At 45.1% G+C, this 26,787-nt stretch carries 15 protein-coding genes, 1 rRNA gene and 1 pseudogene; 13 read left to right on the top strand and 4 right to left on the bottom strand.

Going from position 1 to position 26,787, the window contains the following annotated elements; translation table 11 throughout:
* Nucleotides 1-213 precede the first annotated feature (213 nt).
* The 6 genes and pseudogenes from rrf (at nt 214) to I6E38_RS00815 (ending at nt 4,702) form a co-directional block, all read left to right on the top strand.
* A 5S ribosomal RNA gene (gene rrf / locus I6E38_RS00790) occupies nt 214-326 on the top strand.
* A 162-nt stretch (nt 327-488) separates the two neighbouring features.
* Nucleotides 489-740 (top strand): prevent-host-death family protein, encoded by a 252-nt coding sequence (locus I6E38_RS00795; protein ID WP_235392196.1) that lies wholly within the window; start codon nt 489-491, stop codon nt 738-740.
* Nucleotides 730-1,092, top strand: coding sequence for an addiction module toxin RelE (locus tag I6E38_RS00800; protein ID WP_235392197.1), 363 nt, complete (start codon nt 730-732; stop codon nt 1,090-1,092). Before I6E38_RS00795 ends, I6E38_RS00800 begins: the two co-directional genes overlap by 11 nt.
* Nucleotides 1,093-1,416: 324 nt before the next feature.
* Nucleotides 1,417-1,701, top strand: a pseudogene (locus tag I6E38_RS00805) (group II intron maturase-specific domain-containing protein); the annotation flags it as partial.
* A gap of 328 nt (nt 1,702-2,029) precedes the next feature.
* Nucleotides 2,030-4,066, top strand: a complete 2,037-nt coding sequence (locus tag I6E38_RS00810; RefSeq protein WP_235392198.1) for a S8 family peptidase — start codon at nt 2,030-2,032, stop codon at nt 4,064-4,066.
* Between the two features lie 105 nt (nt 4,067-4,171).
* Entirely contained in the window at nt 4,172-4,702 is a 531-nt protein-coding gene (locus tag I6E38_RS00815) for a hypothetical protein (RefSeq protein ID WP_235392199.1), read from the top strand.
* 3 nt (nt 4,703-4,705) lie between these two features.
* On the opposite strand, the gene I6E38_RS00820 is transcribed toward I6E38_RS00815, so the two are convergent.
* The gene (locus tag I6E38_RS00820) at nt 4,706-5,068 is read right to left on the bottom strand and encodes a hypothetical protein (protein ID WP_235392200.1); all 363 of its coding nucleotides are present in this window, start codon (nt 5,066-5,068) and stop codon (nt 4,706-4,708) included.
* 823 nt (nt 5,069-5,891) lie between these two features.
* The gene (locus I6E38_RS00825; RefSeq protein ID WP_235392201.1) at nt 5,892-8,237 is read right to left on the bottom strand and encodes a TonB-dependent receptor family protein; all 2,346 of its coding nucleotides are present in this window, start codon (nt 8,235-8,237) and stop codon (nt 5,892-5,894) included.
* Nucleotides 8,238-9,029: 792 nt separating this feature from the next.
* Here I6E38_RS00825 and I6E38_RS00830 point away from each other — a divergent pair.
* The 6 genes from I6E38_RS00830 (at nt 9,030) to I6E38_RS00855 (ending at nt 22,692) form a co-directional block, all read left to right on the top strand.
* A complete protein-coding gene (locus I6E38_RS00830; protein ID WP_235392202.1) occupies nt 9,030-11,564 on the top strand; it encodes a porin family protein in 2,535 nt (844 codons plus the stop codon).
* Nucleotides 11,565-11,810: 246 nt separating this feature from the next.
* Nucleotides 11,811-12,206, top strand: coding sequence for a fibronectin type III domain-containing protein (locus I6E38_RS00835; RefSeq protein ID WP_235392203.1), 396 nt, complete (start codon nt 11,811-11,813; stop codon nt 12,204-12,206).
* Nucleotides 12,207-12,245: 39 nt separating this feature from the next.
* Complete coding sequence (locus tag I6E38_RS00840; RefSeq protein ID WP_235392204.1) at nt 12,246-15,629, top strand: SusC/RagA family TonB-linked outer membrane protein; 3,384 nt, start codon at nt 12,246-12,248, stop codon at nt 15,627-15,629.
* Between the two features lie 38 nt (nt 15,630-15,667).
* Entirely contained in the window at nt 15,668-17,488 is a 1,821-nt protein-coding gene (locus I6E38_RS00845) for a RagB/SusD family nutrient uptake outer membrane protein (RefSeq protein ID WP_235392205.1), read from the top strand.
* A 397-nt stretch (nt 17,489-17,885) separates the two neighbouring features.
* Complete coding sequence (locus tag I6E38_RS00850; RefSeq protein WP_262912296.1) at nt 17,886-20,915, top strand: SusC/RagA family TonB-linked outer membrane protein; 3,030 nt, start codon at nt 17,886-17,888, stop codon at nt 20,913-20,915.
* Nucleotides 20,916-20,937: 22 nt separating this feature from the next.
* Entirely contained in the window at nt 20,938-22,692 is a 1,755-nt protein-coding gene (locus tag I6E38_RS00855) for a RagB/SusD family nutrient uptake outer membrane protein (RefSeq protein WP_235392206.1), read from the top strand.
* A 103-nt stretch (nt 22,693-22,795) separates the two neighbouring features.
* Here I6E38_RS00855 and I6E38_RS00860 read toward each other — a convergent pair whose 3' ends face one another.
* Nucleotides 22,796-23,575 carry a glycoside hydrolase family 16 protein gene (locus tag I6E38_RS00860; protein ID WP_235392207.1) on the bottom strand — a complete coding sequence of 260 codons (780 nt, stop codon included), beginning with the start codon at nt 23,573-23,575 and terminating at the stop codon, nt 22,796-22,798.
* A 104-nt stretch (nt 23,576-23,679) separates the two neighbouring features.
* Entirely contained in the window at nt 23,680-24,672 is a 993-nt protein-coding gene (locus I6E38_RS00865; protein ID WP_106811407.1) for a malate dehydrogenase, read from the bottom strand.
* A gap of 314 nt (nt 24,673-24,986) precedes the next feature.
* Here I6E38_RS00865 and I6E38_RS00870 point away from each other — a divergent pair, with 314 nt between their 5' ends.
* A complete protein-coding gene (locus I6E38_RS00870) occupies nt 24,987-26,780 on the top strand; it encodes an aminopeptidase P family protein (protein WP_235392208.1) in 1,794 nt (597 codons plus the stop codon).
* Nucleotides 26,781-26,787: the final 7 nt, after the last annotated feature.

The raw sequence follows: 26,787 nt of genomic DNA on the forward strand, positions 1-26,787 counted from the left end.
GACGTAGATAGGCTGCAGGTGTAAAGACAGCGATGTCAAAGCCGAGCAGTACTAATTGCCCGAGACTTTCTTCAAAGTAGTCGTGCTTTCAGTTGTTGACAAGTTTAACGACAGTTTTTGCTAATCAATTTGTCTATCTTATACGTGAGCAAATCGGAATTCCACATTCCACACTCAACCTTCAACATTGAGTTTTTTGCTCCGCAAAAAACTTTAGGCGGTTATTGCGGCGGTGTCCCACCTCTTCCCATTCCGAACAGAGAAGTTAAGCCCGCTTGCGCCGATGGTACTGCAATGCAATGCGGGAGAGTAGGTGGCTGCCTTCTTTACTTGAGGTCTTCAAGGTCTAACGACTTTGGAGACCTTTTTTTTGTATTTGACTTAGGTGTATATGTGATTGGTTACCAAATAATGTTAATTGGCTACTATTTCGATTGTTGTTTCAATAAAAAAGAGTATCTTTGCATCGTAAACAAATGTATTGAATTATGGTTGTAGTTAGCACAAGGGACTTTCGCACTAATCAGACTAAGTATCTGAATTTGGCAAAAGCAGGAGAGCACGTAGTCCTAAAATCGCGTGCTGGCAGTTTCCGCATCTTCCCCGATGACGGAGGTGATACCATTGACGCACCGCGCGACTTGATGAAAGAACTCAGAAACGCTTTGACGGAGGTAAAGGAAGCCATTGCCGGAAAACGTAAACTTCAATCTGCTGATAGTTTGCTCGATGAGTTGTAATATTACAGTATCGGTTTCTGACGATTTTGCAAAAGAAGCAAAACGACTCGCAAAGAAATATCATAGTTTTAAACAAGACTACAAGGAATTTCTTGATAGTATCAAAGAGAACCCTCTGCAAGGCGATGAGATTACAAAAAACATACGCAAAATCCGTATAGCTATCAAATCAAAAGGCAAAGGTAAATCTGGTGGAGCAAGAGTCATCACGTTCAATGTTCTTACCAATGTCGAAAATGGTCAGGTTGTTTTCCTTCTTCTCTATGATAAAGAGGATGCTTCAACCGTCAAAGTCAATGTTGTCAAGCAACTTGTTCAAGACATGGGATTTGATATTGAATGGAACCTATAATGAAGCTGTTGGACTCTGACGAATTCCAACAGCTTCTTGTCGTATATTTTCGGAGAGTAAGCCCTAATAGCGGGAATTACATAGCCAAGGGCAAGGGTGTTCACCGTGAGGTGGAATCTGAAAGAAGCCGGCGGCAAACATCTGACCTAACGTACAGAAACTTCATATAAGGCATTTGACCATGGATGAGATTGCAACACAAATCAAAGTCCTATAGCTATTCGGAATGGTTGGTGTAAATGAAGTGGGTATAAGATGGAAAGAATAAGCCCTTATCCGAGGAGGTCTCACGGACATGGCGATTAGTTGCCTTTACGAAAGTCATACCTCGCCAACATGAAACGCTTCCTTATGGAAACAGATGAGTGGCTAAGGCGACGGCTACGTATGTGTATATTGAAGTCGTGGAAGAGGGTGAGAACGAGGATTGCCAACTTGGTAAAGTGTGGTATAGACAAATACCAAGCTTACATGTGGGGCAATAGTCGTTTGGGTTATTGGCGCATAGCTGGCAGTTATATACTATGCCGTGCGATTACCAACGAAAAGTTGAGCAGGGCAGGCTATGCTACATTGATGGGTTCATACATCGAATGGTGCCCAAAGTAGGAACCGCCGTATGCGGAACCGCACGTACGGTGGTGTGAGAGGTCGGAAAACGAAAGTTGGAGAAAAACTACTTCGTTTTTCTCCTACTCGATTTGTCATGTGCATAAGTCTTCCCATGAGTCTTCTCCGCCTCTTTGATAAGAAGACTCATGGTCTAACATGCTCACAGTGAGCTTCTTAGCTAAAAAAATGACACTTGTGACACATTTTCCCAACAATAAAATTATTTATAAGTTTTTTGAGAGAATTAGTATTCAATTCAAATATTTAATGTATATTTGCAGCGTAAGCACCTACATGACCTATTTAATAACTCAAATATTAGCTTATGAAACACTTTGATGTTTTGAGAACTTTGTTCTTATTTTTATTCGTGTTGTTAGTTTATGGTTGTTCTGATATTTTACCAGAACAGGAGGGCTATGCATGTGGTACAATAACTCGGGCAATTGTGTCTGACAACTTTTACTATTATTATAAAGGTAAAAAAGTGCCTCTACAGATAAATCCCAACATGAGGTACGTGGTGACAAAATCAGAAGATCCACAGTCAAACGTTGCAAATTATTCCACTTCTTATTTTGTTAATGTATCGAAAGGTATAAATGTAGACATGTATTCTGAGAAAAATAACATAGACAATATGAAGAAAAATGAGGATGTTGTTTCTGTGGAATATGTCGTTGGTGATAGTATACCAGTGGCTTTGTCGAACCTGTTTTATGTAAAGTTAAAGAGTCAAAGCGATTTGCCTTTGCTTGAAAGTGAAGCGAAAAAAATAGGTTGTATTGTGGAGCATGCTGTGGAAACTGATTCTCGATGGATAAGACTGTCTAACAATAAGGAATCTATATTTGAATCGTCTCTTGATGCCTCTAATTATTTATATGAAACGGGGCTCTTTGATGATGTGGATCCTGGCTTTATTTTCAATTATCAATATAGCAGTACTCCAACAGATGCTTTATACAGTGAGCAATGGGGTGTTAAAAGCAACGCTGCAGACTTTGAAAAAGTATGGGAGACGAATAAAGGCAAACCATTTATAACAACTGCAATTGTGGATGGAGGAATCTATAAAAATCATCCCGATCTTGTTGGGGCAATGCATCCATATGCATATAATTGCTCTACAGGAGGAAGTAACACATCTGTCTCAAGACATGGAACGCTTATTGCAGGAATAATAGCTGCGCAACATAATTCAATAGGCATAGCAGGAGTTGCTCCAAATACAAAACTCATGGATATAAGTTGTTCAATGTCTGCAACTCCGACAATCAGTGAAGAACTCTCAAATGGCATAAATAATGCTTGGCAGCATGGGGCTGATGTCTTGAATTTATCTTTGGGAACTCAAGGTGGTGCAGGTTATGAAAATTTGCATAGTGCATTACTTGAAAACTCTTTAAATAATGCTTTGACAAAAGGTAGAAATGGCAAAGGGTGTATTGTCGTTGTCGCGGCAGGTAACAATCATATCATAGAATATCCAGCATCGGCTAATAGTGACTTTTTGGTTGTTGGCTCAATATCCTCAGATGGTAAACTCGCTGATAATTCAGGAAGAGGAAAACAGTTGGACGTTGTCGCACCCGGTGTTGGCATAAAGTCAACTGATAGCAATGGTGATTACTTCTCTGATGAAGGAACGTCATATGCTGCACCTTATGTGGCAGGATTGGCTGCTCTGATATTGTCAGAAGATTCTTCATTAACTCAAAAACAGGTGTGCGATTTGATAATTGCGTCAACAAAGAATGATTCATGGAATAAAGACTATGGGTATGGATGCATAGATGCTTACAAGGCAATGCAGATATTAAGAGGTACATATTTCGAAATTTTAAATAGAAGGGGTTTTTATAGTATTGCTTATGGAAATTCTGATTATTATGTCAGAACTTATCCTAATACTGGTATTAGTTGGAAATGCAGTGAAGGTCTTTCATTGCGTCTAAATCCGTCTACATATTCAGTATTTGTGGATCCAACTTTTGATAGTAGTAGTAAGCAAGTGTCTTTGTCTGCAAGTTTTAACTATAAAGGTTATCCAGTAAGTTTATTCACCGAATTCACAATGAGGAGAGACCCTATAATTTATGGAATAGAAAAAATGTACGTGTTTGCAGAGGATGGCAGATTGGACTATAAAATCAATTGTGCCGACCCTGACGCTAATGTGACAGTTTCTGGAGAAAATGTAATAGAATTTCCTTATGCTGGAGATGCTAATTATTCAGAACATCCTTCTATGTATTTTTCTGTAGAAACGACTTATTGGGATCATAATAAACAGCATGTGGTTACGATACAAACCAAAAATAAATATTCCGGTGACTGGCAAACATTTGTTGTTGAATAATATTATATTAATTTAAATTTAGGTGTTTATAGTAAAATTTGTTTAACGAGAAGTTTCTCATTCGACAATAATATTGTGAATGAAAACTTGAAAAATTAGAGTAATATGAGAAAATCAAAGATTTTAGTTGCCGCATTTGCGGTGTTGTCGCTAATGCTTGTTGGTGTTTGCACTTCTTGTTCTTCTGATGATGATGACTTCTGGAACGATGGTGACAGTAAGGAGTTGCTTATGGGGGATGAGGTCAGAATCGTGAATCCGTTAGAGATGCATTGCTCAGCCTCACACGACACGACAATGATAGCTTGCTTCTATAGTATGGAGGAGTTGGAAGCAGACCTCGACTATCGTACTGCCGACCAATGGACTACTGGTGTACCAGAACTTAAAAAGGAACTGCCGGATGTTGACTGGAGCAAGCAGACGCTTTTATTGGCAAAGCATTTCAGTAGATGTATTGTGACCTACAAGGATTGCAAGGTGCGTGAGAAGAAAGGCAAGTATTTGGTGGAGTTGTATTATACACCAACTCTGTGTCAGGCGTATGGTGGAATTGGTGCTTATATCGTCATTGACAAGCCAAACATTTCTGCAAAAAACATTTCCATACGTGGAATATCAGTACAACCGGAATAACCTTTATTGGAAGGTGTCAGAAAAAGCATAAATAGAAAAGGGTTCATCCGACATTTCGAGTGGTATGTGTATTACCGCTTTCACTGTTGCATCATATCCTGCTCCAGGATTGTTGTCGAGAACAATTGACGAAATATCCTTGGAGCTGAGTCTGCCGAGTTCTTCGTAGTCAATAAGTCTTTTGCCGTTGATGAATATCAGTGCTTCACCTTTGCCATATACGTTGTATTTCCCGTTATCAGCGTATACGCTCGGTATTTTGGTTATTACGTCGTTGGCAGTTCCTGCCTCACCCAAAGCCGTTCCCTTCACTTGTGCAATGAGTCCGCCGTCGTTCATTGAAAATATCTTGCGTTGGCCTTTCACAGTTATTCACTGCAATGAAGTGACAGATTCTTTAAAAATATGGTCGACCATTGTCCCTATTGTCGTTAAATACAAAATTATTAAGCTTCTTGTTGTTAAAACGACAATGTTGACAATGCTCGACAATAGGATAAGCAACATTGTCCAATGCTCCCATGATTATCATTAATAATATTGTCGACCATTGTCCCTATCGTCGTTAAATACAAAATTATCAAGCCCCTTGTTGTTAAAACGACAATGTTCGACAATGTTCGACAATAGTACAAACAACATTATTCAATGCTCCCATGATTATCATTAATAATATTGTCAATCATTGTCACTATTGTCGTTAAATACAAAAATATCAAGCTCCTTGTTATTAAATACAAAATTATCAAGCTCCCTTGTTGTTAAAACGACAATGTTCTACAATGTTCGACAATAGGACAAGCAATATTATCCATTCCCCACATGATTATCATAAAATCATTGTCAATCGAATATCATAAAATAATTGTCGACCATTGTCACTATTGTCGTTAAATAAAAAAATCAATCCCCTTGTCGTTAAATACAAAATTATCAAGCTCCCTTGTTGTTAAAACGACAATGTTCTACAATGTTCGACAATAGGATAAGCAACATTATTCAATGCTCCCATGAATATTATTAATAATATTGTCGACCATTGTCACTATTGTCGTTAAATACAAAAATATCGAGTCCCTTGTCGTGAAATAAAAAAGGAGATGCAAACAGTAAGGGGCAGAAGTATTGATAATAAGTGCTTCTGCCCCTTCGGGATGTCGTGCTTTGGCATTCAGCCCGTATTAGTTGTTTATAAGCTCAGACGACTCTTTTCGTCATTACCAGCACCAGTACCCTTGTATTTGCTGTTAGTAGGATTGAATCTGTAGCTGATGGTCAGTTTCACAGCTTGCGAATCGCTGTAGTTCCATTTGTAGTAACGAAGGCTTGTGCCGTAAATTATGAATGAGTTGCGGGCAGTGCGGAATATGTCCATGCCTTGTAGCTGAATGGTCCATAACTTGATGTTTTTTACCAAGCCTATGTTTATCTGCCAGCTGGGCTTCATCATTACAATATTGTTATTGCCGTATGTGTGGGTTATAACATCTGCAGACAACAGATAATTGTCTGGCAGCGACACCGTGTTGTGCAAGCTGGCAAATAGCAATGGATTGTTCAGTTTCTTAGTGCCACCCTGATATGGAATCTTCAGATTCTGTCCCATCAGAGACATGGCAAGTCGTGGCGACCAGATGCCGATACGTGGCGTAAGCGAGAGCGTAGCCGAGTATTTGTTGAGACTTGAACGGTTTGTTGTCGACATTACGTTTATCGGAGTATCAGCCTCGTCGAGCATCTCGACGGTATTTGTTATAGCATCGGTGACATGCTGGAAGCTGACATTCATGTATATCCATCGATAGGATGCTGACATGGTGATGTCGTGAATCATTTCCGGACGCAACAGCGGGTTGCCGCTTTCGTAAGTAAAAGCATCGTCGTATTGCATGTTGCTGCTGAGTTCGCGGTACGAAGGACGACGTGTCTTCATCGTATAGCCGACGTTGATGTTGCTCTTGCCTATAGGGAATGATATAGATGCGTTAGGAAACAGCTTGTCGTAGCTGCGGCTTTGACCTGCCACCCACACATCTTTCTCATAATAGTCGGACACGGTATGCTCATATCTCATTCCTGCTCTGATTTGTGCCTTTCCCAATGGTGTAGAGTAAGAGATGAAGCCGGCATATTTGCTTTCTTCTATATGGTCGTCGGTCGATGCAATAATGTTTTGCTCGTTGACGTATTTCTGTTGTCTGTCGGTGTAGATAAACTCACCGCCTACATCCATTTTTCCCCTGCCTATAGGATGTGAAACCACCAACTTTGAAGCTACCATAGTGTTGTCTTCGTTGTTTGTGCTGTTCACATTCTGCTTGCCCGACTTTTCGCTTTCCTGCTTTATGTTCTGTATACTTTTGGTATGACTTGCAATAATGTCGTTGTCGAACGCGATGTCCCATCTGCCTATTTTACCTCTATAATATATATTATTAAGGTGAGTGGGCTTGTTCTTCCGTCGTGTATCGTCGTCGTAGAGTATCGTTTGCAGAGGTTGACCGTTCTGTTTTACATCTTGCGACTGTATGATGTTGATCTTGTTGTTAGGTGAATGCGTCAGGCTATATGATATGCCGACCGTATGCTTGTCGTTGAATGAGTAGTTTATTCCAAGTTTTGGGCTTATTGAAGCGGTGTTTTTGCCAAGTATCTTTATTTCATTTTGCATGTTCCATGTGTCACCGTTCTTCCATGTCTCTTTAGTGTCCGACTGTTTCTGATAGGTTTGCGTGAAAGAGTAGAAGAGCGAGCCGAATATGTCGAGTCCGCCTTTGCGCCAGTTTATATTCACACCGTCGGTAGTTGATGCATAATGTCCTTGTTGGTACATTGCCGATAGGTTGCCACTAAGACCGTCGCCTACTTTCTTTACAGTTTTTATGTGTATTACCGCTTTCACAGTTGCATCATATCCTGCTCCAGGGTTATTGTCGAGAACAATTGACGAAATATCCTTGGAGCTGAGTCTGCTGAGTTCTTCGTAGTCAATAAGTCTTTTGCCGTTGATGAATATCAGTGCTTCGCCTTTGCCATATACGTTGTATTTTCCGTTGTCGGCGTATACGCTCGGTATTTTTGTAATTACGTCGTTGGCAGTTCCTGCCTCACCCAAAGCTGTGCCCTTCACTTGTGCAATGAGTCCGCCGTCGTTCATTGAGAATATCTTGCGTTGTCCTTTCACTGTTACTCCCTGCAATGAGGTGACAGATTCTTTTAGCATTATTGAGCCTACGTTTCCTGCTGCGTATGTTTTGTATACAGTATTGTAGCCAAGTCGGCTTGCTTTTATGATTGCATTTTTCATGTTGCATGGAATGGCAAATACCCCATTAAGGTCGGTCATCGCACCTGCCACGAACGATGAATCCTTCGGATTTAGCAAGGCTATATTCACAAAGTCGATGGGATTGTTATTGCTGTCAACGACCACACCATGGTATGTGGTGGCAATACTGTCACTGTTAATGTACCGACAGTTGGATTCAATAGTATATATATTTCCTGTACAATTATGAATGTTTGATTTACCCATTACGGGTAATGTACATGAAATGCAAAGCAAATATAAAAGTGTAGGTTTTCTCATAAGCTATTATGGTATTTATTTCAGTAATATTTTAAAAACTGCCGAGGCAAATAGTTTAATGTTTAAGAAATGTTGTCTGCATTCTTTTGCAAATATATATAAAAAAAACATTATTTTATTATTTTACTATGGCATTTTTTGTAAATGAGTCTATTTTTTATATCTTAGCAGGCAAATCATGAGGATTTTATAGACTTGTAAAATCACAGATTTAAAAAAAAACTTAAAAACTATTTGGCGTGTATGATTATTTTCTTTAAATTTGCAAAACAAACTTTTAAACCTATATTTATGAAACTAACTAAAAAAGTTGTAATGACAAAACCTGGAATTTTGCATTATACCCCACAATTAAATAAAGCGTTATATTGTCGTTATTGTTTGATATTGGCGTTTATGCTTGGGTTATGTACCATCTCTTTTGCCCAAAAAGCTAAGGTTACGATTACGGGAATGGTATATGACAAAAATTTTCGTACTCCGCTTTTAGGTGGTATGGTGTATTTGCATGATGATAGTGGTTGTATTATTGACTCTTGTGAGATAGGAAAGACTTCATTATGGTCGCAACAAAAGCGTGATTTTGTTAAGCAGCCTGACTGGAAGTTTTTAGTAGAGCATAAAGCTGCCAAGTATTCAGTGGAGATAACATATCCCAAATATGAATCACATTATTTACAGGTTGATTTGTCTGATTTAGGTAGACGACAATTTAATTATCCTGTCGAGGATGTGTTTATGACGAAGAGTGCAGTCAAGCTAAAGGATGTGGTTGTTACTGCCACCAAGGTGAAGTTCTACAACAAGGGCGACACATTGGTATATAATGCCGATGCTTTCCAGCTTGCTGAGGGTTCAATGCTTGATGCGCTTGTCGATCAGTTGCCGGGAGTGGAACTGAAGGACGGCGGACGAATATATGTAAATGGTAAATTTGTAGAGAATCTGACGCTTAACGGCAGAGACTTCTTTGGTGGTAACCATCAGTTGCTGCTTGAGAATCTTGGTGCGTATACAGTGAAGGACATTGCTGTATATGACAAACTGGGCGACCGTAGCCAATTTGTGGGCAGAGAACTTCCCGGCGACAAGATGTTTACTATGGACGTGCGCCTGAAGAAAGAGTATCTTGAAACATGGATGCTTAATGCTGAGGCAGGTGGTGGTACGCACGACCGCTATATGGGACGTTTGTTCCTGGCGCGCAATACCAGCCATTCATCAATAGGTATGTTTGCTAATTTCAACAATCTTAGCGATCAGGGGCGTCCAGGACAAAATACTCTTTGGCAGCAAGCCAATAAGGGTGAAGGTGAGCAAAGGGTTCAGCATGCTGGCATGACATATAGTGTCGACGGCAGTAGGGCTGGGATAAAAAATAGTGGCGATGTGCTTTTCTCGCGTATATTCACGGATGTAGCGCGCAACACAATGCGCACCAACCTCATGCCATCAAATACAACACATGAGTACTCTTACTCCAATTCTCACACCGATGCGCTGTTTCTCGGACAGGCTCATACGCTGAATTTGAAAAAGAAATATTGGTTAGGAATGGTGCTTGAGCGTGTCAATTATCGTAAAAACAATAATACGCTGGGAAGTGTGGCTGCTGCTTTCGACAAGGAACAGACTGAAATGAACCGTAGAATAATAGAAGATTTGTATACGACAGGATCTGCCGAATGGAGCAAGTCGCTTATAAACCGCACGCTAAATGAGGATATTGTTAAAGGACATAACTTGTTGGCAGATTTTAATATGCACAATTTTTTCAAGTTCAAGAAGTCGTCTGACGATTTATTGGTTACTATTGGAGGTAACTACACAGAAGCAAAAAATGAGCGTTTTAATCAATATCAGATAGACTATGGACAAGTAGAAAAAACAGGTTTGCGACTCAACGATTATTACAATCGTCCCATTAACAGTTATAATGTTAAGGTTGGGTTTAGCTATACCTATTCTCTCATTAAGTCGGGATATGTTCAGATGGAATATAATTACACACACAGTGGCAAGAATACCGATAGCTATCGCTACCGTCTTGACCGTCTTGCTGAGCAAGGTGTATTTGGAACAGTGCCTCAAAACTATGTTTCGGCGTTAGACCCGTTGAATAGTTACACTGCTCATTATGATACAAATAATAATAATCTTGTATTGGTGATTTCTCCACCTTCGTTTATCAAGAATGTAAGTATGGAACTTCGCCCTACATTGGATTATAACATCGAGTCGCTGCGTTATAAGCGTGACGGAAAAACATTTAATGTGAAGAAGAACTTCTTGTTGCCTGGATGTTATGAAGATTGGACATATTTGAAATGGAGTATCGGTAGATATGAAGGTGCATTCGGACCGGGCGTAAGACATTCTTTAAGCCTTAAGTATAATCTGGAATCGCATGCTCCGGAACTGATGGACATGGTGCCTGTGACAGACGATGCCGATCCGCTGAACATATATGTTGGCGTGAGCGACCTTAAGGTAGAGATGAATCATCGTCTGAGCTTGAATTGGGAGTATCGTCCTAAGCGTGCCAACATCAACAATACGCTGCGTCTTGTCTATGATTTTACTTCCAACGCCTTGACACGAGGCTATGACTATGACGAGCGTACAGGTGTGCGCACATGGCGTTCGTACAACACTGACGGCAACTGGATGCGCTATGCCACCAATACGTTCTCGCTGGTGTTTGGCAAGAACCGACAGTTCACATTGTCAAGCGACACGCGCGTAGAGAACAGTCAGGCTGCCGATGTGATAGGTACCAACGAGAAACCTGCTGCACAGTTTGCCATAAGAAACTGGCTTGTTTCCGAAGGACTCAAGCTTGCATGGCAGATAGGCAAGCAGCAGATAGGTCTCAATGGTTCATTCATCTGGCGCAATACCAGTTCTGAGCACGACGACTTTGCTTCGTTCCACGCCACTAATGTCAATTGTGGTTTGACAGGCCAGTTTAAGTTGCCAGGCAATATCGGCTTGAGTACCGACTTTACGCTCTACTCGCGTAATGGCTATGCTGACAGCCGCCTTAACACCAACGACTTTGTGTGGAATGCCCGGTTGAGCTACGCCTTTGGCAAGGGACGTTGGGTGGCAATGCTTGACGGCTACGACCTGCTGCATCAACTCAGCAACGTGACTTATGGCATTACCGCACAGGCACGTACCATATCATATACCAACACGCTGCCACGCTACTGTTTGCTGCACTTGCAGTACAAGATTAACATTACGCCGAAAGTCAAGGGACGAAAGTAGGCGAAACATAATAGTAACATATATAAAAGGAGCTAAGGAACGCTGTTCTTTGGCTCCTTTTATTATATTATGACGAATGAAAGCGAAGAAATAATGAATTAAGTTAAAAAATTAACAAGAAAAACTTGTGTGGTTTGATGAATAATATGTATCTTTGCAATCAGTTATAAAAAATATTTATAAACTAACCCGAAATATTTATTTACTGAGTACTAAACTCTATTATTAATTATAATTTTACTATCTATGAAAATCAAAATCAAGCACCTTTTGATGATGCTGTTATGTATTTCAGTATCGTCGATGATGTTGGTTTCGTGCAGTGACGACGACGAGAGCGTGATGGGCCCTGTTGCTATCAACTCATGTCAGTACACCGCCACGGAGGTGACACCTATCTGGACTTTGGTTCCTAATGACAATTGCGAAGGCTACGTAGTAACGCTCTACAAGGGTACACGTGCCAACGTTGGTGAGAAGGTAGAGGAGAAGAAGCTCGACTATCGTACTTGCAAGTGTACTTTCAGCGGTCTGACACCCAACACACAGTATGTCATTTCTACCCAGGCCATTCCAAGCGCAAAAAGTGGTTTCAGCAGTGCGCAACTCTACTGGAAGGAATTTACCACCAAGGCAAAATAATGGTGTGATTAAAACCTAAACATGTGTAAACAGAGCAATATGAAAAATATTAACTTTAAACTCGGACTTGTGGCGATAGCTGTTACAGCATCTCCACTCGGCACATTTGCTACTACTGCCGGAAATCCAGCAGTTGTGAATTTATTACCCCCCCCAGCAGGTGTTACCTGCACTGGTGTAGTGCTCGATAATACAGGCGAGTCAGTTATTGGTGCCAGCGTTAAAGTGCTTGGCACAAAGATGGGCACCGTCACCGACATTGACGGTAAATTTACCCTTGCTAATGTTCCCAAGGGTGCTACAATCGAAATTTCTTATATAGGATATACTCCACAGCAGGTGAAGTTCAACGGCACTCCGTTGACTATTACTCTTAAGGAAGATGCCAAGGCACTCGACGAAGTAGTGGTTATGGGTTATGGTGTTGCCCAGAAGCGCGCCAAGGTAACCAACTCTATCGCCAAGGTTAGTGAGAAGACCCTCACAGTAGGTGCCAACGCCAACCCTGCCCAGGCTCTTGCCGGTGCGGTATCTGGTGTTAAGGTTGACATCACCTCGGGTAGCCCAGCGGCTACTCCTTCTATCACCATCCGCGGTGGATCTAACTACGACGGCGGTTCGAACGAACCTCTTGTTATTGTTGACGGCGTAATCCGCAGTTCATTGTCTGACATCAACCCCAACGACATCGAGTCGATGGACGTGATGAAGGATGCCGGTGCTACAGCTCTTTATGGTGCCCGTGCCGGTAATGGTGTTATCATCATTACTACAAAGCAGGGTAAGAGTGGCAAGGCTGACGTTACATTCAATGCCAAGGTGGGCTTGAACTACTACAACCTTGGCTACAATATGTGTTCAGACGAGGATTACCTCTATTATTATCGCCTTGCGCTCCAGAACTGTGAGTGGACATTGCCTGGCGGAAAGTATGCATCAGCATATAACTCAAACCTCTATGGTACAAACAATCCCGGTGGTATTGGCCGTACAGAGTTGTCGCAGGGACAGTCGTATAACATTCTGCGCAAGACCGACGACAACGCTTACCTCCTGCAGAAGGGATGGAGCGAGATGCGCGACCCCGTAAGCGACAACTATATTCTCTATCGCAACATCGACCCGCTGGAAATGAACGGACGTACTCCATACGTTACTCAGGACTATAATGCCAGCATTTCGGGTGGCAACGACCGTGGCCGCTACTACGCCAGCCTTGGTCTGTATGATGCCGACGGTTTCGTCAAGGGCACATTCTATAAGCGCTACAACTTTGCGTTGACTGGCAGCTATAAGGTTACAAAGTGGTTGGAGGCGAACTCAGTGTTCAACTACACCCGTGCCAACTGGCTGAATGATGACCCGATGCTTAATACCAGCTACTTCATGAACCGTGGTATGGCTTTCAAGTTCGTACGCTATCGCGACGAAGACGGCAATGATTTGTATGGTACCGGTGGTCCGACAACCAACATAAACGTAAACAAGGGCAACTTCGACCGCGACTATCAGAGCGATAAGTTTGCTATGACACAGTCGCTTACCGCTACGCTTTTGCCCGGACTTACATTGAAAGGCACCATGAGCTGGTTCTACAACGAAGAGTACGATGAGTCATTCAACCATCAGTATATCAATAGTCAGGCTGGTGCTGTAAATCCAGACGGCAACAATGGTGTAAACCGTAGCTATAATACAAGTGCTTCGTTCTCACGTATTTTCGACCAGACCTACAACGTTGTTGCTAACTTCAACCGTACGTTTGACGACAAGCACACTGTAAACGTAATGGCAGGTACCGAGTTCTACAAGCGTCGCTATCGTGGGTTCAGTGCTGGTGGATATGGTGCTCCTACAGGTTACTTCCCCGGTCTCGGTCTTACCCAAAACGATGCCGACGTTCAGTCGCGCACTATGAGTTCGTTCCATTACGAGGAGGCTATTATGTCATATTTCGGCCGTGCTGAGTACGACTATATGGACAAGTATCTCTTCGCTGCTACATTCCGTGCCGACGGTTACTCACGACTGGTCAACAACAAGTGGGGTACATTCCCCGGTGTATCAGCCGGTTGGGTATTCAGCAAGGAGAACTTCTGGAACAAGCTTGGCTTGGAGAACATCATCAACTATGCTAAGTTGCGTGCCTCTTACGGTTTGAACGCCACAATCAACAGCTCATATCTTGGCTACTATACCCTGCAGGGAGAATACAGCGCCTACAAGTATGACGGCGTATACGGCTACCGAATCAGCACACTGCCTAACCCGAACTTGAAGTGGGAGAAGACACGTACAGCTGAAGTCGGTCTTGACCTCGGTTTCCTCAACAACCGTTTCAACCTCGGCTTGACTTACTACAACCGTCTGACAATGGACAAGTATTCTGCTCTGTCGTTGCCAAGAACAACAGGCTTCTCTACCGTTACATACAACAACGGACAGTATCGCAATGCTGGTATCGAGCTTGACTTGCAGGGCACTCTGCTGCGCACACGCGATTTCCAGTGGACATTGAATGCCAACATCACCTACAATAAGAACACCATCGTGAAGTTGCCAGAGAACGGTTTGGCAAACAACCGTCAGGGAGGTTATGAGGTTTACACAGGCAATGGCGACGAGACTCACTATGTAGGCGGCTATCAGGAAGGTCAGACTCCGGGCAGCTTCGTAGGTTACGGCGTGGTTAAGATGGCACGTTCGCAGGCTGATATCGATGCTCTTGGTAATTATATTGACACAGGTACATCTAATGGTGCTGCTGTATACGCCAATGAGGAAGGTCGTCAGCGTCTGTTGGCAATGGGCTACACCAACCTTGTACAGATTATGCCTGGTGACTTTATCTATGAGGACCGCAATGGTGACAACTGGGTAGAGTCAAAGGACCGCAAGGTGCTCGGTAACCTTACTCCGAAGTGGACAGGTGGTTTCAACACCACATTGACATGGAAGGGTCTGTCGCTCTATGCACGCTTCGACATGGGCTTCGACTTCCAGGTGTATGACTCGAACATAGCCTTCTGGCTTGGTGAGGCTCAGGGTGCAATGTCATTCAACGACGCTGTACGCGACACATGGACACCAGACAACCCCGGTGCCAAGTATCCGCGCGTGGTATGGGCTTCGCAGTATGGTACCGACAACTACATCCGTACCAACTCGTTCTTCACACAGAGCGGTAGCTACTTAGCTTGCCGCGAGTTGCAGCTCTCTTACGCTCTGCCAAAGAGCATCTGCCAGAAGTTAGCTTGTCAGGGCATAACAGTGTCGGTAACTGGTCAGAACCTTGGCTACATCAAGTCATGTACAATTCCATTGCCTGACAACACCACTTATACAAGCGGTAACACAGCAGGTTGGGGTGGTACATACAACGTGCCGCGTACACTGCTCTTCGGACTTAATGTCAAATTCTAAACAATGGTTATACACTATATTTAAATATTGATTAAGATATGAACAAATATATAAAGACTTTGGCAATTGGCCTTATGACGGGAGCAAGCGTGTTGACCACATCTTGTAATCTCGACTATAAGCCTATCGACAACTTCAGTGCCAGCTCGTTCTGGGGAAGCCAGACTGAGTTTGAAGGATTCATCACTGCCATTTCAAATCAGTTCCGCTCAGCCAACGCTTCAAACGTGCTGTTCTATGCAGGCGAGTTGCGTTCGGGAGTGTTTGAGATGGCTACAATCGACGGCTCTGGAATTCTTAACAGTGAGCCTTTGCAGAACATCTATGATGCCGACCATCCGCAGTTCAGCACTTTCGGTGGCTACTACGGCTTCATTGCTAATATCAATGAGCTTATCTATCGCTGCAACAATACCAGCGTGCTCAGTGACAAGGTGAAGAACGGACTGCTCGGTATGGCTTACGGCTATCGTGCATTCTCATATTTCCAGATGTATCGTATGTATGGTGGCGTAGTATTGCGCACTGAGCCTGATGTAATCCTTGGCAACTATGAGGCAACCCTGCTCTATAAGGGCAGAAGTACTGCCGAAGAGACCTTGAATCAGATTAAGGAAGACATCAAGACTTCGTTGGACTACTTCGCTCAGACCGACTATGTGTACAGGAGCTCAAGCAAGGACTACTACTGGACAAAGGCTGCTACAGAGATGCTTGCCGGTGAGGTTTATCTTTGGTCGGGTAAGGTAGAGACTGGCGACCATCAGGCTAATGCTGCTGATGTGGCTACAGCTGCTACTTACTTCAACAATGTGATAAACAACTATGGCTTTGATCTGCAGAGCGACTACTACAGCGTGTGGACAACACCTCACAACAAGGAGTCGATATTCAGCGTATGCTATAGCAGCGAGAACGACGGTGCTTACTATAACGTACCTCCTTTCCAGTTGCTCTGGGCGAGAACCACAGGTACCTCATACCTCAACTATTGGACCAATATGGACCAGGAAGGCTGGGGACATGTTAAGGGTGTAGCCAACCGTTTCGGTCAGTGGTACAATAAGGAGACAGGCAAGTCGGCTAATATCGAGATTTGGGACAAGTGTAACTTCGGTCCTTGCCGCTACACTTACAAGAACTCTCTCTACTATCAGTTTGACGAGAACGACTCACGTATCAACATGTTCTATCCGCAGTGGAACCTCACTCAGGAGGAGCGCGACAACGGCATTAACTATCTTGATAACTTCGACCCGAAGGATGGCAAGCATAAGTTGGCTGGTACATTCGTTTGCAAGTTCCGTCCGTCAATACCAAGTGGTAGCACAACCTATCAGATGGTGGTTGACATGCCTATCTATCGTCTGGCTATGGCTTATCTCTATGCCGCTGAGTGTGCCAACTATGCTGGCGACAACGCAGCTGTAGTGAAGTATATCAATAAGATACGTGAGCGTGCTTATGGCAGCAACTGGGATGAGAACGTTTATGGCTACAAGGCAGGCGACTTCAAGGCTAACGAGACCGCTCTGATGCGTGAGTGGGATAAGGAGTTCGTAGCTGAGGGTCAGCGCTGGTGGAACCTCCGTCGACTGACAACCGTTAAGGGTGGCACACAGAAGGATCACTTCGTATTCCAGCCTGAGGGATGTCTTGGCTTTGGTCTTGACACTGCTAACAACCCATGGATGACTGACATCAACGGCAACATTGTTGAGACAAATGTTCCTGTGCTGAACGGAACAACACAGGATGAGCACCTGCTCCTCTGGCCTCTCGACAAGGGCTTGTTGGGTTCAGACGCGGAATTGGCAGACCAGCAGAACCCCGGCTATACAGTGAAGCCAAAACAATAGTAAAATAGGAATATAAATATGTGAAAGTTTGCAAGTCATCCGCTTGTCTTGAAATAGCATATCGCAAGCAAGCGCTGGCTTGACTATCAGAAACGGAAGCAGGCGAGAACCTTTGGTGGGCGTATCAAATGCTTCTGTTTTTATTTCCTCCATTTTTGGAGAACTCGTTTATAGATGGTTTATATGGTTAGGGGGCTAAATCGCATATTTAGCCCCCTTTTTAGTTGTTCATTTTTTATTAGTTGACTTATTAACATTGTGTTTTTATGTTAAAAAATACATGTTTCGTTGATTAAATTTGTATATTAAATTTAAAAAACATACTTTTACCCCCGTAAAACCACTACTAAAGCATTTAATAGATTAAAATTACCTATAAACCTACAATTTAAAAATTATGGAAATTGCAAAAAATTGTCCATCACGATTCCCGGTAGGGAAGTGCGCGGTGGCATCGCTTGCTATGGGTATGTTGCTTTGTGCAACTAACGCATCGGCAGCCGATGAATTAGCACGTTCAGTTTATTCTACTACCATGACTCAGCAAAACGAGCAGGTGACTGGTCGCGTTGTTGACGCTAACGGAGAGCCTCTTATTGGCGTTAGCGTTGTTGAAAAAGGAAACAAGAGCAACGGTTCCGTAACAGACATTGACGGAAAATTCTCGGTTCGCGTTTCTTCAAAATCTACACTCGTAATTTCTTACGTAGGCTACAAGACTCAGGAAGTTGCTGTAAACGGTCGCAAGACAGTTGAGGTTACTCTTGCAGAGGATGCAGAGTTGCTCAGCGACGTTGTTGTAATCGGTTACGGTGTTGTAAAGAAGGCCGACTTGGCAGGCTCTGTTGCCGTGATGGACAACAAGGCTTTCAAGGATCAGCCTATCACTCAGGCTTCTGACGCTCTCAACGGTCGTATGGCAGGTGTGAATGTAGCTTCAGACGGTATTCCTGGCGGTTCGGTTAAGATTCGTGTTCGCGGTGCCAACTCTATTACAAAGAGCAACGATCCTTTGTACGTAGTTGACGGTATGGTACGTGAGTCGGGTCTCGACGGCATCAACCCTGAGGATATCCAGAGCATGCAGGTGTTGAAGGATGCTTCTTCAACTGCTATCTACGGTTCGCGTGGTGCCAACGGTGTTGTTATCGTTACAACAAAGACCGGTAAGAAGGGCGAAAGTCACATTATATTCGATGCTTCATACGGTACTTCAAAGGCTACCAATCTGCCTAAGATGATGAGCACAAAGGATTATGCTCAGGCTTTGGTAGACTATGCCGGCAAGACAGAGAATGAAGTTAAGGATTTCTTGAACGGTACTAACCCTGGTGTTGACTGGGTTGATACAATGTTCCGCACCGGTCAGACTCAGAACTACAAGCTCGTCTTCACAAAGGGTACAGACGGTATGCAGTCGTATGTATCTGCCAACTATATGAAGAACGAAGGTACACTTGAGGGTAGCCAGTATGAGCGTTTTGCTGCTAAGGCTAACATCAAGACAAACCTTACAAAGTGGCTCGACGTTACTGTCGACCTTAACGCTTCTCGCGGTATAGGTAAGGGTGTGGCAAGCCTTCCTGGCACAACAAACAACCCATTGTGGATTGCCTTCAACTCATCTCCTGCAATGAATATGTACGACCAGAACGGCAAGTATGCACAGGATATGTATGGCACAATCGAGCCTAACGCATACGGTATGCTCGTAGGCAACCAGAGCGAGCGCCGCAACGACGTATTCAATGGTCATATCGACTTGCAGTTCAATATTCTCCCGGGCTTGATCTTCACATCGAGCAATGGTGTCGACTATTTGAACCACACTGGATACAGTCTTACTTCAGGTAAGGTTTCACGTACAGGCCAGGCTGACATGGGCAACAGTAACTCACAGCGCACATTGCTCCAGTCTACCAACAACCTTACATATACCAACTCATGGGGTGACCACCACCTTACTGCTACCGGCGTATGGGAGGCAACAAAGAGCACCACTACCAACATGGGTATCACAGGTTTGAACCTTGTTACTGAGAACGTAGGTTGGTGGAATGCCGAGAACGCACGTACTCAGAAGGCTTCTAACGGTTTCTCTGAATGGACACTTCTCTCAGGCGTAGGTCGTGTAATGTACAACTTCGCTGACAAGTATATGCTTACCGGTACGTTCCGTGCCGACGGTTCAAGCCGCTTCACCAACAACAAGTGGGGTTACTTCCCATCAATTGCCGGTGCATGGACCGTTACTAACGAGAAGTTTATGGAAAGCTCACGCGACGTACTGAGCAACTTGAAGATTCGCGCAAGCTATGGTATCATTGGTAACCAGGACATCACTCCGTACTCTACACTTGCATTGCTTTCAACTACCAATACATACTATGGTGTTGCCAATCCTTCTGTAGGATATAAGCTCGACAGAATTGCTACTCCAGACATCAAGTGGGAGAAGACAAAGCAGTTTGACCTTGGTGTTGACCTCGGTTTCTTCAACAACCGTTTGGAGGTAAGCCTCGACTACTTCAACAAGCAGACAAGCGACGCTCTCCTTTCTACTACAACATCTAACGCATTGGGTGGCTTCACCTATATGGCTAACCTCGGTAAGGTAGCCAACCAGGGTATGGACATCACTGTAAATGCCCGCGTCATCGAGACTAAGGACTTCCAGTGGCAGACCTCTATCAACGGTACATACTTGAAGAATGAGGTTAAGAAACTTACAGACCAGCAGCCGGTTATCCACACTGGTAGCTTCCAGTCGGTAGTAGTTGATCCTTGTATCATCAAGGAAGGTGAGGCACTCGGTTCGTTCTTTGGACAGGAGTGGGCTGGTATCGACGACGAAGGCTATGATACATATTGGTCTACTAACGATGCCGGTGAGCGTGTAGCTGTAAGAAATCCGAAGGAAACTGACCGTAAGATTCTTGGTAAGTCGACACCTGACTTCACACTCGGATGGAACAACACCGTAAGCTACAAGAACTGGAGCCTCAATGCATTCTTCAACTCAGCATTTGGCGTACAGCGTCTTAACGCTCTCCGCTTTGCCATGAACTCAAAGATTGGTAACTCTCGTATGTTCACCGATGCTGACTTCCTCAAGGAGATTGGCAAGACAATGCCAAACCCGAACGTTGCCAACAACAACTACATCGGTGCTTCGTCTAAGTGGGTTGAGAACGCTAACTACTTCCGTTGCGAGAACATCACATTGGCTTATGATATGCCGAAGAGCATGACTAAGTTTGCTGATATCCGTTTGAGCTTCAGCGTTCAGAACCTCTTCACAATCACTAACTACAAGGGTTCTAACCCTGCTGGTTACAACGGTGACGGTGATGCTACTGGCGGTATTGACTGCGGTACTTACCCGACTCCGAGAACATTCACTTTCGGTGCAAGATTCAACTTCTAAACAATTAAAGGAAACATTAGTCATGAAAATTAATATATTACCGGGCTGCCTCCTCGCAGCTTCAATGTTGCTGACAACATCATGTAGCGACTTCCTTACAGAGGACCCAAAAGGACAGTTGACCAATGAGACACTGTTCAAGACAAAGGCCGACCTCGACCTTGCTGTAAACTCATTGTATTCAAACGTTCAGGGCTTCCAGTGCAACTCTAACACTATGATTGTTCAGTGTATGGGTGACGACGTGACATCGACAACTGGTACAAACAAAGCTGCTTATCTCTCGGCTGACGCTTTTGAGGCTCCGACTGATTTGAAGGGTGTTAACGATCTTTGGAGCTGGTACTACAATATCATCAAGGCTTCGAACTACGTTCTCGACTGCGCCAAGTTTATGAAGGCTGATATGTCTGAACTGGGCGAGCAGCTTGGACAGGCTTACTTCTGGCGTGCATACGCTTACTACGGACTTGTACGCACATGGGGTCCTGTACCTATATCGCCAGAGGAGGTTATCTCAGTTGACCTTAAGAACAATACAGACGAGATTCCTTGCGCATCAGTAGAGGAACTTTACAACTATATCGTAAAGAGCTTGCAGGCTGCTGAGGCTTGCAACTTGCCAGAGACATATTCGAGTGCGCCTAAGCATCTTGGCGATGCTAACGTATACGTTTCGGCACAGGCTGTCAAGTCAATGCTCGCTTCGGTATACATGTCAATGGCAGGCTATCCTCTCAAGAAGAGCGAATACTACGCACTTGCTGCTGACAAGGCTAAGGAAGTTGTTGATGCTGTAAAGGTACGCAACGTACAGACTCTGCTTCCTAACTGGAACAGCGTATATAGCTATGGCAACGACAACCACAACGAGTGTATCCTCGGCATCTACTACAATGCCAACACCGGTAGCTGGGGTTGGGACGACTCACAGCTGACTTGCTGCCATGTTCCCAGTTCATTGCCATGGGGCGGTTGGGGTGACTTCCTCGCCGAGCGCTATTTCTGGTCGAAGTATCCGGAAGGACCTCGTAAGGATGCCGTTTATGCTAAGACATTCCTCACTGGTGAAGGCAACAACGTAGACTGGTGGGCTACTATGGATGGTAAGCCTTATTACAAGGTTAAGGGCGAAGACGGAAAGGACAAGACCAATGCCGTATTCTCTGACTACCGTCCGATGTTCACAGGCTTCTCTGTAAACTGTGACGAAAAGGGTTCGCCGCTCAAGATTGATTTCGACTGCACAAAGCCTCTCTATGCTGGTATGACTCTTGGCAAGCGCCACCAGCTCATCCGCTACGCAGAGGTGCTCTGCTGGTTTGCTGAGTCGGCTGCTCGCTCTGGCAAGTATATCAATGAGGCTAAGGAAGCCTTGAAGCAGATTCGTTCACGTGCATACAGCGACCCTGCTGCTGTATCTGCTATCGACGGTATGTCAAACGACCAGCTTGCTGAGGCTGCTTACAACGAGCACAGATATGAGGTTGCAGGCAACGTTCTTGGTATGGTTACATGCCGTGAAGACGAGTTCCGTATGGAGCGTCTGCAGGATGTATTCAACTATCGTGTTGGTCCTCAGAGCGATGTTCTCGTTCCTGCTGGTACTGTTACACACAGCCAGACTGCCAAGGGTGAGCCGTTTGAATATACTCTGAAGGAAGACCTCGTTCTTCCGGAGAACATGCAGGTGACTGGTGCTTGGAAGGGTGAAAACTCGGTTTACCACATCTATCCTCCAACAGAGGTAGAGCGCAACCCGAACTTGAAGCGTTAGTTTAGTAAATATATAGTAAGTAATGAATGAAAATCGGCAAGCCAGACCTTGTATAGGTCGCGGCTTGCCGATTTTTATTGTTTTTATTTATTCAATTATTCCTTTATTCTTTCAGTTCATAGAACTTCACCCAGTCAATTTCCATTTCAACGGGCAATTGCTTGTGGTCGGCTTTGCCAACCCATGAGCCTTCTATCTGCATATCTATGAGCAGGTAGAACGGACGATTGAATGGAAACTGTCCTTCCTTGTCGGTCTGTATGCGAGGGTAGGCGAAGTAGCGGTCGCCGTTGACTGAGAACACTATTGAGTCGGGCAACAGTTCTACGCCGTATGTGTTGTATCCGTCGCGGTCGATAGAGTGGGTCTTGCCGTGAGGCGGTGTGTCCTGTAGTTTGAGGTTGTAGGTGTAGTTGGTGTGTATGGTCTGATAGGCAATGTTGTCGTGATTGAGATGCTCCATGATGTCTATTTCGCCTCCGTGAGGCCACTGAATGTCCTCGTCGGGCATCATCCATATAGCAGGCCATGCTCCCTGTGCGCTGCCGAGCTTGGCTCTCACCTCTACCTTGCCGTACTTGACGGTGCGCTTGTGTTTGGTGTAGAGTCCGCCAGTGACAAATTGTGCTGTATCGGCTTCGTGATTGGTGTTGACTGCGCCACGCAGTATGAGTTTGCCGTCGCGCACAGCATAGAGCGAGTCGGCAGGCGACATGTATCGTTTCCAGTCGGCACCGGCACTGCGAGGAATCTTGGTCCACGAGCGGCTGTCGAATGTCTTGCCGTTGAAGTGGTCTTGCCATACGAGGCGATATTTGTGGGGTGTGGATGCAAACGACGCCACGCTGAGCGCCAATGCGATAAGGGTAGTCAGGATTTTCATTTGTTTAAGTAGTAAAGTTATTATACATAAAAAAGGAGCCGAACCCCGGCTGAGGTTCGGCTCCTATAATTATTTAGAGATAATGTTGTCTCTGCCTTGTTTGATTAGAGGTTCGGGTTGAGCTCGTTCCACTTCTCAACAGCCGGTACGATGCCAAGCTCTACGATTTCGTCGCGCATCTTGCAGAGGTGCTCGTAAGACTTAGCGAGGCTTGCCATCTCCTCCTCAGTGCCTGCAGGCTCTGTGAAGTGAACGCCAGTCTTGTCGATTGTAGAAGGCATAGCCATCATAACGTTCTTGAAGCCGCACTTGTCGCAGTTAACGTAGCAACCTGCTGGCAATGTGAACTTCTCGCCACCCATAGCAGCCTCGATCATCTTAACAGCGTTGTAAGCCGGGCTCTGGAATGAAGAGCGGCCACGGAGCTTGATAATGTTAGAGCCACCCTGTACGGTGTGGTGCTTGATCTCCTCCCAACGCTCGTCGCTGAGACCCATCTCAGAGAGAGGCTTGCCGTCAACCTTAACCTGTGAAGCGAATACAGCCATCTGCTCGCCGTGGCCACCGTATGTGTGAGCGCCAGTTACCTTGTCCTGCTGTACGCCGAACTCGAGGGCGAGAGCCTGCTGCAGACGTGTAGAGTCAAGAGCAGCGAGTGATGTGAGCTGGTTTGGCTTCAAACCTGAGTGGATAAGAGCTGTGAGGGCTGTAACGTCAGCCGGGTTGAAGATAACAACTACGTGCTCTACGTCCGGGCAGTACTTCTTGATGTTGTCACCGAACTCAGCAGCGATCTTGCAGTTGCCCTTGAGAAGATCCTCACGAGTCATGCCGTCCTTACGAGGAGCACCGCCTGAAGAGATGATATACTTAGCGCCTGTGAAAGCCTCCTTAGGATCAACTGTGTAAGAGAGGTTAGCACCAGGGAATGCGCACTGCTGCATCTCGTCGAATACACCGTGTACACCCGGCTCATAGATATCATAAAGACAGATGTTAGGAGTGAGACCGAGCATAAGAGCGCTCTGTACCATGTTAGAACCAATCATACCGCCGGCACCGACGATCAAGAGTTTTTCGTTACTTAAAAATGCCATAATAAATTACGTTTTTATTATTGTGTTATATAAATATGTATTTCTCCTTTTTTTGTAAGTGCAAAGATACAATTTTTTTGAAACAAACAAACTATTATGCCCTCTTTTAAGTGTTGTTTATTCTTAAAATTTTGCGATGTGGCTTGTCTGTTCTTTTTTATAGGTTTTTGCCTCTCGAAATTTGTTTGTTTGCCTAAAACTGCCTAACTTTACACGAAAATGTTGACGAGTTGATGTGTTGACGAGTTGACAAGGGCGTATGTATTGACCTATTTCAAATAATGTTGCAATTAATGATTAAAAACAAATCAAATATGACAGACACAAAGATTATTGCGTCGCGCCTGGAAGCGCTACGCGAGGAGATGCGCCGTGAGCATCTCTCGGCATTTATCTTCCCGAGTTCCGACCCGCACATGAGCGAGTATGTTCCATCGCGCTGGGAGGGACGTAAGTGGATATCAGGGTTTGACGGTTCGGCTGGTACGGCTGTTGTGACACTGCATTCGGCTGCGCTGTGGACCGACTCACGCTATTTCATCGCTGCCGAGCAGCAACTCGCCGGCACGGAGTTTCAGCTGATGCGCGAGCGTCTGGACGACACTCCTACTATTCCCGAGTGGATAGCGCAGCAGTCTAAGGACGGCGACTCTACTGAGGTGGGTGTAGACGGTATGTGTATGGCTCTTTCGGAAGTGGAGGACATGAAGGCCGAACTGAAGCTGCTGGGCGGACTGACAATGCGCACCAATCTCGACATTCTGGAGCGTGTGTGGACCGACCGTCCGTCGGTGCCGTCGGACAAGGTGAACATTCAGCCTTTGGAATATGCCGGCGAGGCTTGCTCGGACAAGCTCGACCGCATACGCCACAAACTGCTGCGCCAGGGTGCATCGGGCATGTTGCTGACACAGCTCGACGACATTGCATGGACACTCAACCTGCGTTGCACCGACGTACACTGCACACCGGTGTTCGTGTCGTGGCTCATCATTGCCGAGGATTCAGCCACCTTATATATAAAAGGTGAAAAGCTGACGCCTGAGGTGGTGGCTTATCTCAAGGAGCAGAACGTGGACGTTGCCGAATACGATGACATAATAGAGGGACTGAAGGCTTACGGCGGATACACGCTGCTCATCGACCCTGCTACAGTCAACTATACTCTCTCGCAGGTGCGTGGCAATTACCGCGTGGTGAGCGCTCCGTCGCCCGTTCCAGCCATGAAGGCTGTGAAGAGCGAAGCAGAGTGTGAGGGCTATCGCCGAGCCATGCTGCGCGACGGTGTGGCAATGGTACGCTTCCTGAAATGGCTGGAGCAGGCTGTGCCGCGGGGCAACGAGACCGAGCTGTCGGTAAGCGAGAAGCTGCGCCAGCTGCGTGCTGAGCAACCGTTGTATCGCGACAACTCGTTTGACACTATTGCAGGATATGAGAAGCATGGTGCCATTGTACACTACGAGCCGACTCCAGAGAGCGACATACCGTTGAAGCCCGAAGGATTCCTGCTGCTCGACAGCGGCGCACAGTATACCGACGGCACAACAGACATAACACGTACCATACAGCTCGGACCCGTGAGCGACCTGCATCGTCGTGTGTATACGCTCGTGCTGAAGGGACACTTGTCGCTGGAGAACCTCTGCTTCCCACGTGGAGCGGCTGGCACTCAGCTCGACGCCATAGCACGTTCGGCTATGTGGCGCGAAGGAATGAACTATATGCATGGCACAGGTCACGGCGTTGGCTCATACCTCAGTGTACACGAAGGCCCTCACCAGATACGTCAGGAGTATCGTGGCACACCGATGGTGGAGGGTATGACCGTAACGGACGAGCCCGGTCTGTATCTTGCCGACCGTTTCGGCGTGCGCATTGAGAACGTGCTGCTCGTAGTGCCTTACATCACTACAGAATTCGGCCGCTTCGTGCGTTTCGAGCCTCTCACACTCTGTCCTATCGACACCACCCCGATTGTTGTAGACATGCTCAGTGCCGAAGAACGTTCGGTACTGAATGCTTATCATCAGATGGTGTACGAACGCCTGTCGCCGCTGCTCAACGAAGATGAGCGCGAGTGGCTACGCTTAAAGACGGAGGCGATCTAAGCAATAG

Source organism: Leyella stercorea, from assembly GCF_021531355.1.
GTDB lineage: Bacteria > Bacteroidota > Bacteroidia > Bacteroidales > Bacteroidaceae > Prevotella.

What these genes read in the sequence shown, in the direction of transcription:
- I6E38_RS00795 (WP_235392196.1), top strand. Translation starts at nt 489, where the DNA reads ATGGTTGTAGTTAGCACAAGGGACTTTCGCACTAATCAGACTAAGTAT.
- I6E38_RS00800 (WP_235392197.1), top strand. Translation starts at nt 730, where the DNA reads ATGAGTTGTAATATTACAGTATCGGTTTCTGACGATTTTGCAAAAGAA.
- I6E38_RS00810 (WP_235392198.1), top strand. Translation starts at nt 2,030, where the DNA reads ATGAAACACTTTGATGTTTTGAGAACTTTGTTCTTATTTTTATTCGTG.
- I6E38_RS00815 (WP_235392199.1), top strand. Translation starts at nt 4,172, where the DNA reads ATGAGAAAATCAAAGATTTTAGTTGCCGCATTTGCGGTGTTGTCGCTA.
- I6E38_RS00825 (WP_235392201.1), bottom strand. Translation starts at nt 8,237, where the DNA reads ATGGGTAAATCAAACATTCATAATTGTACAGGAAATATATATACTATT.
- I6E38_RS00830 (WP_235392202.1), top strand. Translation starts at nt 9,030, where the DNA reads ATGACGAAGAGTGCAGTCAAGCTAAAGGATGTGGTTGTTACTGCCACC.
- I6E38_RS00835 (WP_235392203.1), top strand. Translation starts at nt 11,811, where the DNA reads ATGAAAATCAAAATCAAGCACCTTTTGATGATGCTGTTATGTATTTCA.
- I6E38_RS00840 (WP_235392204.1), top strand. Translation starts at nt 12,246, where the DNA reads ATGAAAAATATTAACTTTAAACTCGGACTTGTGGCGATAGCTGTTACA.
- I6E38_RS00845 (WP_235392205.1), top strand. Translation starts at nt 15,668, where the DNA reads ATGAACAAATATATAAAGACTTTGGCAATTGGCCTTATGACGGGAGCA.
- I6E38_RS00850 (WP_262912296.1), top strand. Translation starts at nt 17,886, where the DNA reads ATGGAAATTGCAAAAAATTGTCCATCACGATTCCCGGTAGGGAAGTGC.
- I6E38_RS00855 (WP_235392206.1), top strand. Translation starts at nt 20,938, where the DNA reads ATGAAAATTAATATATTACCGGGCTGCCTCCTCGCAGCTTCAATGTTG.
- I6E38_RS00860 (WP_235392207.1), bottom strand. Translation starts at nt 23,575, where the DNA reads ATGAAAATCCTGACTACCCTTATCGCATTGGCGCTCAGCGTGGCGTCG.
- I6E38_RS00865 (WP_106811407.1), bottom strand. Translation starts at nt 24,672, where the DNA reads ATGGCATTTTTAAGTAACGAAAAACTCTTGATCGTCGGTGCCGGCGGT.
- I6E38_RS00870 (WP_235392208.1), top strand. Translation starts at nt 24,987, where the DNA reads ATGACAGACACAAAGATTATTGCGTCGCGCCTGGAAGCGCTACGCGAG.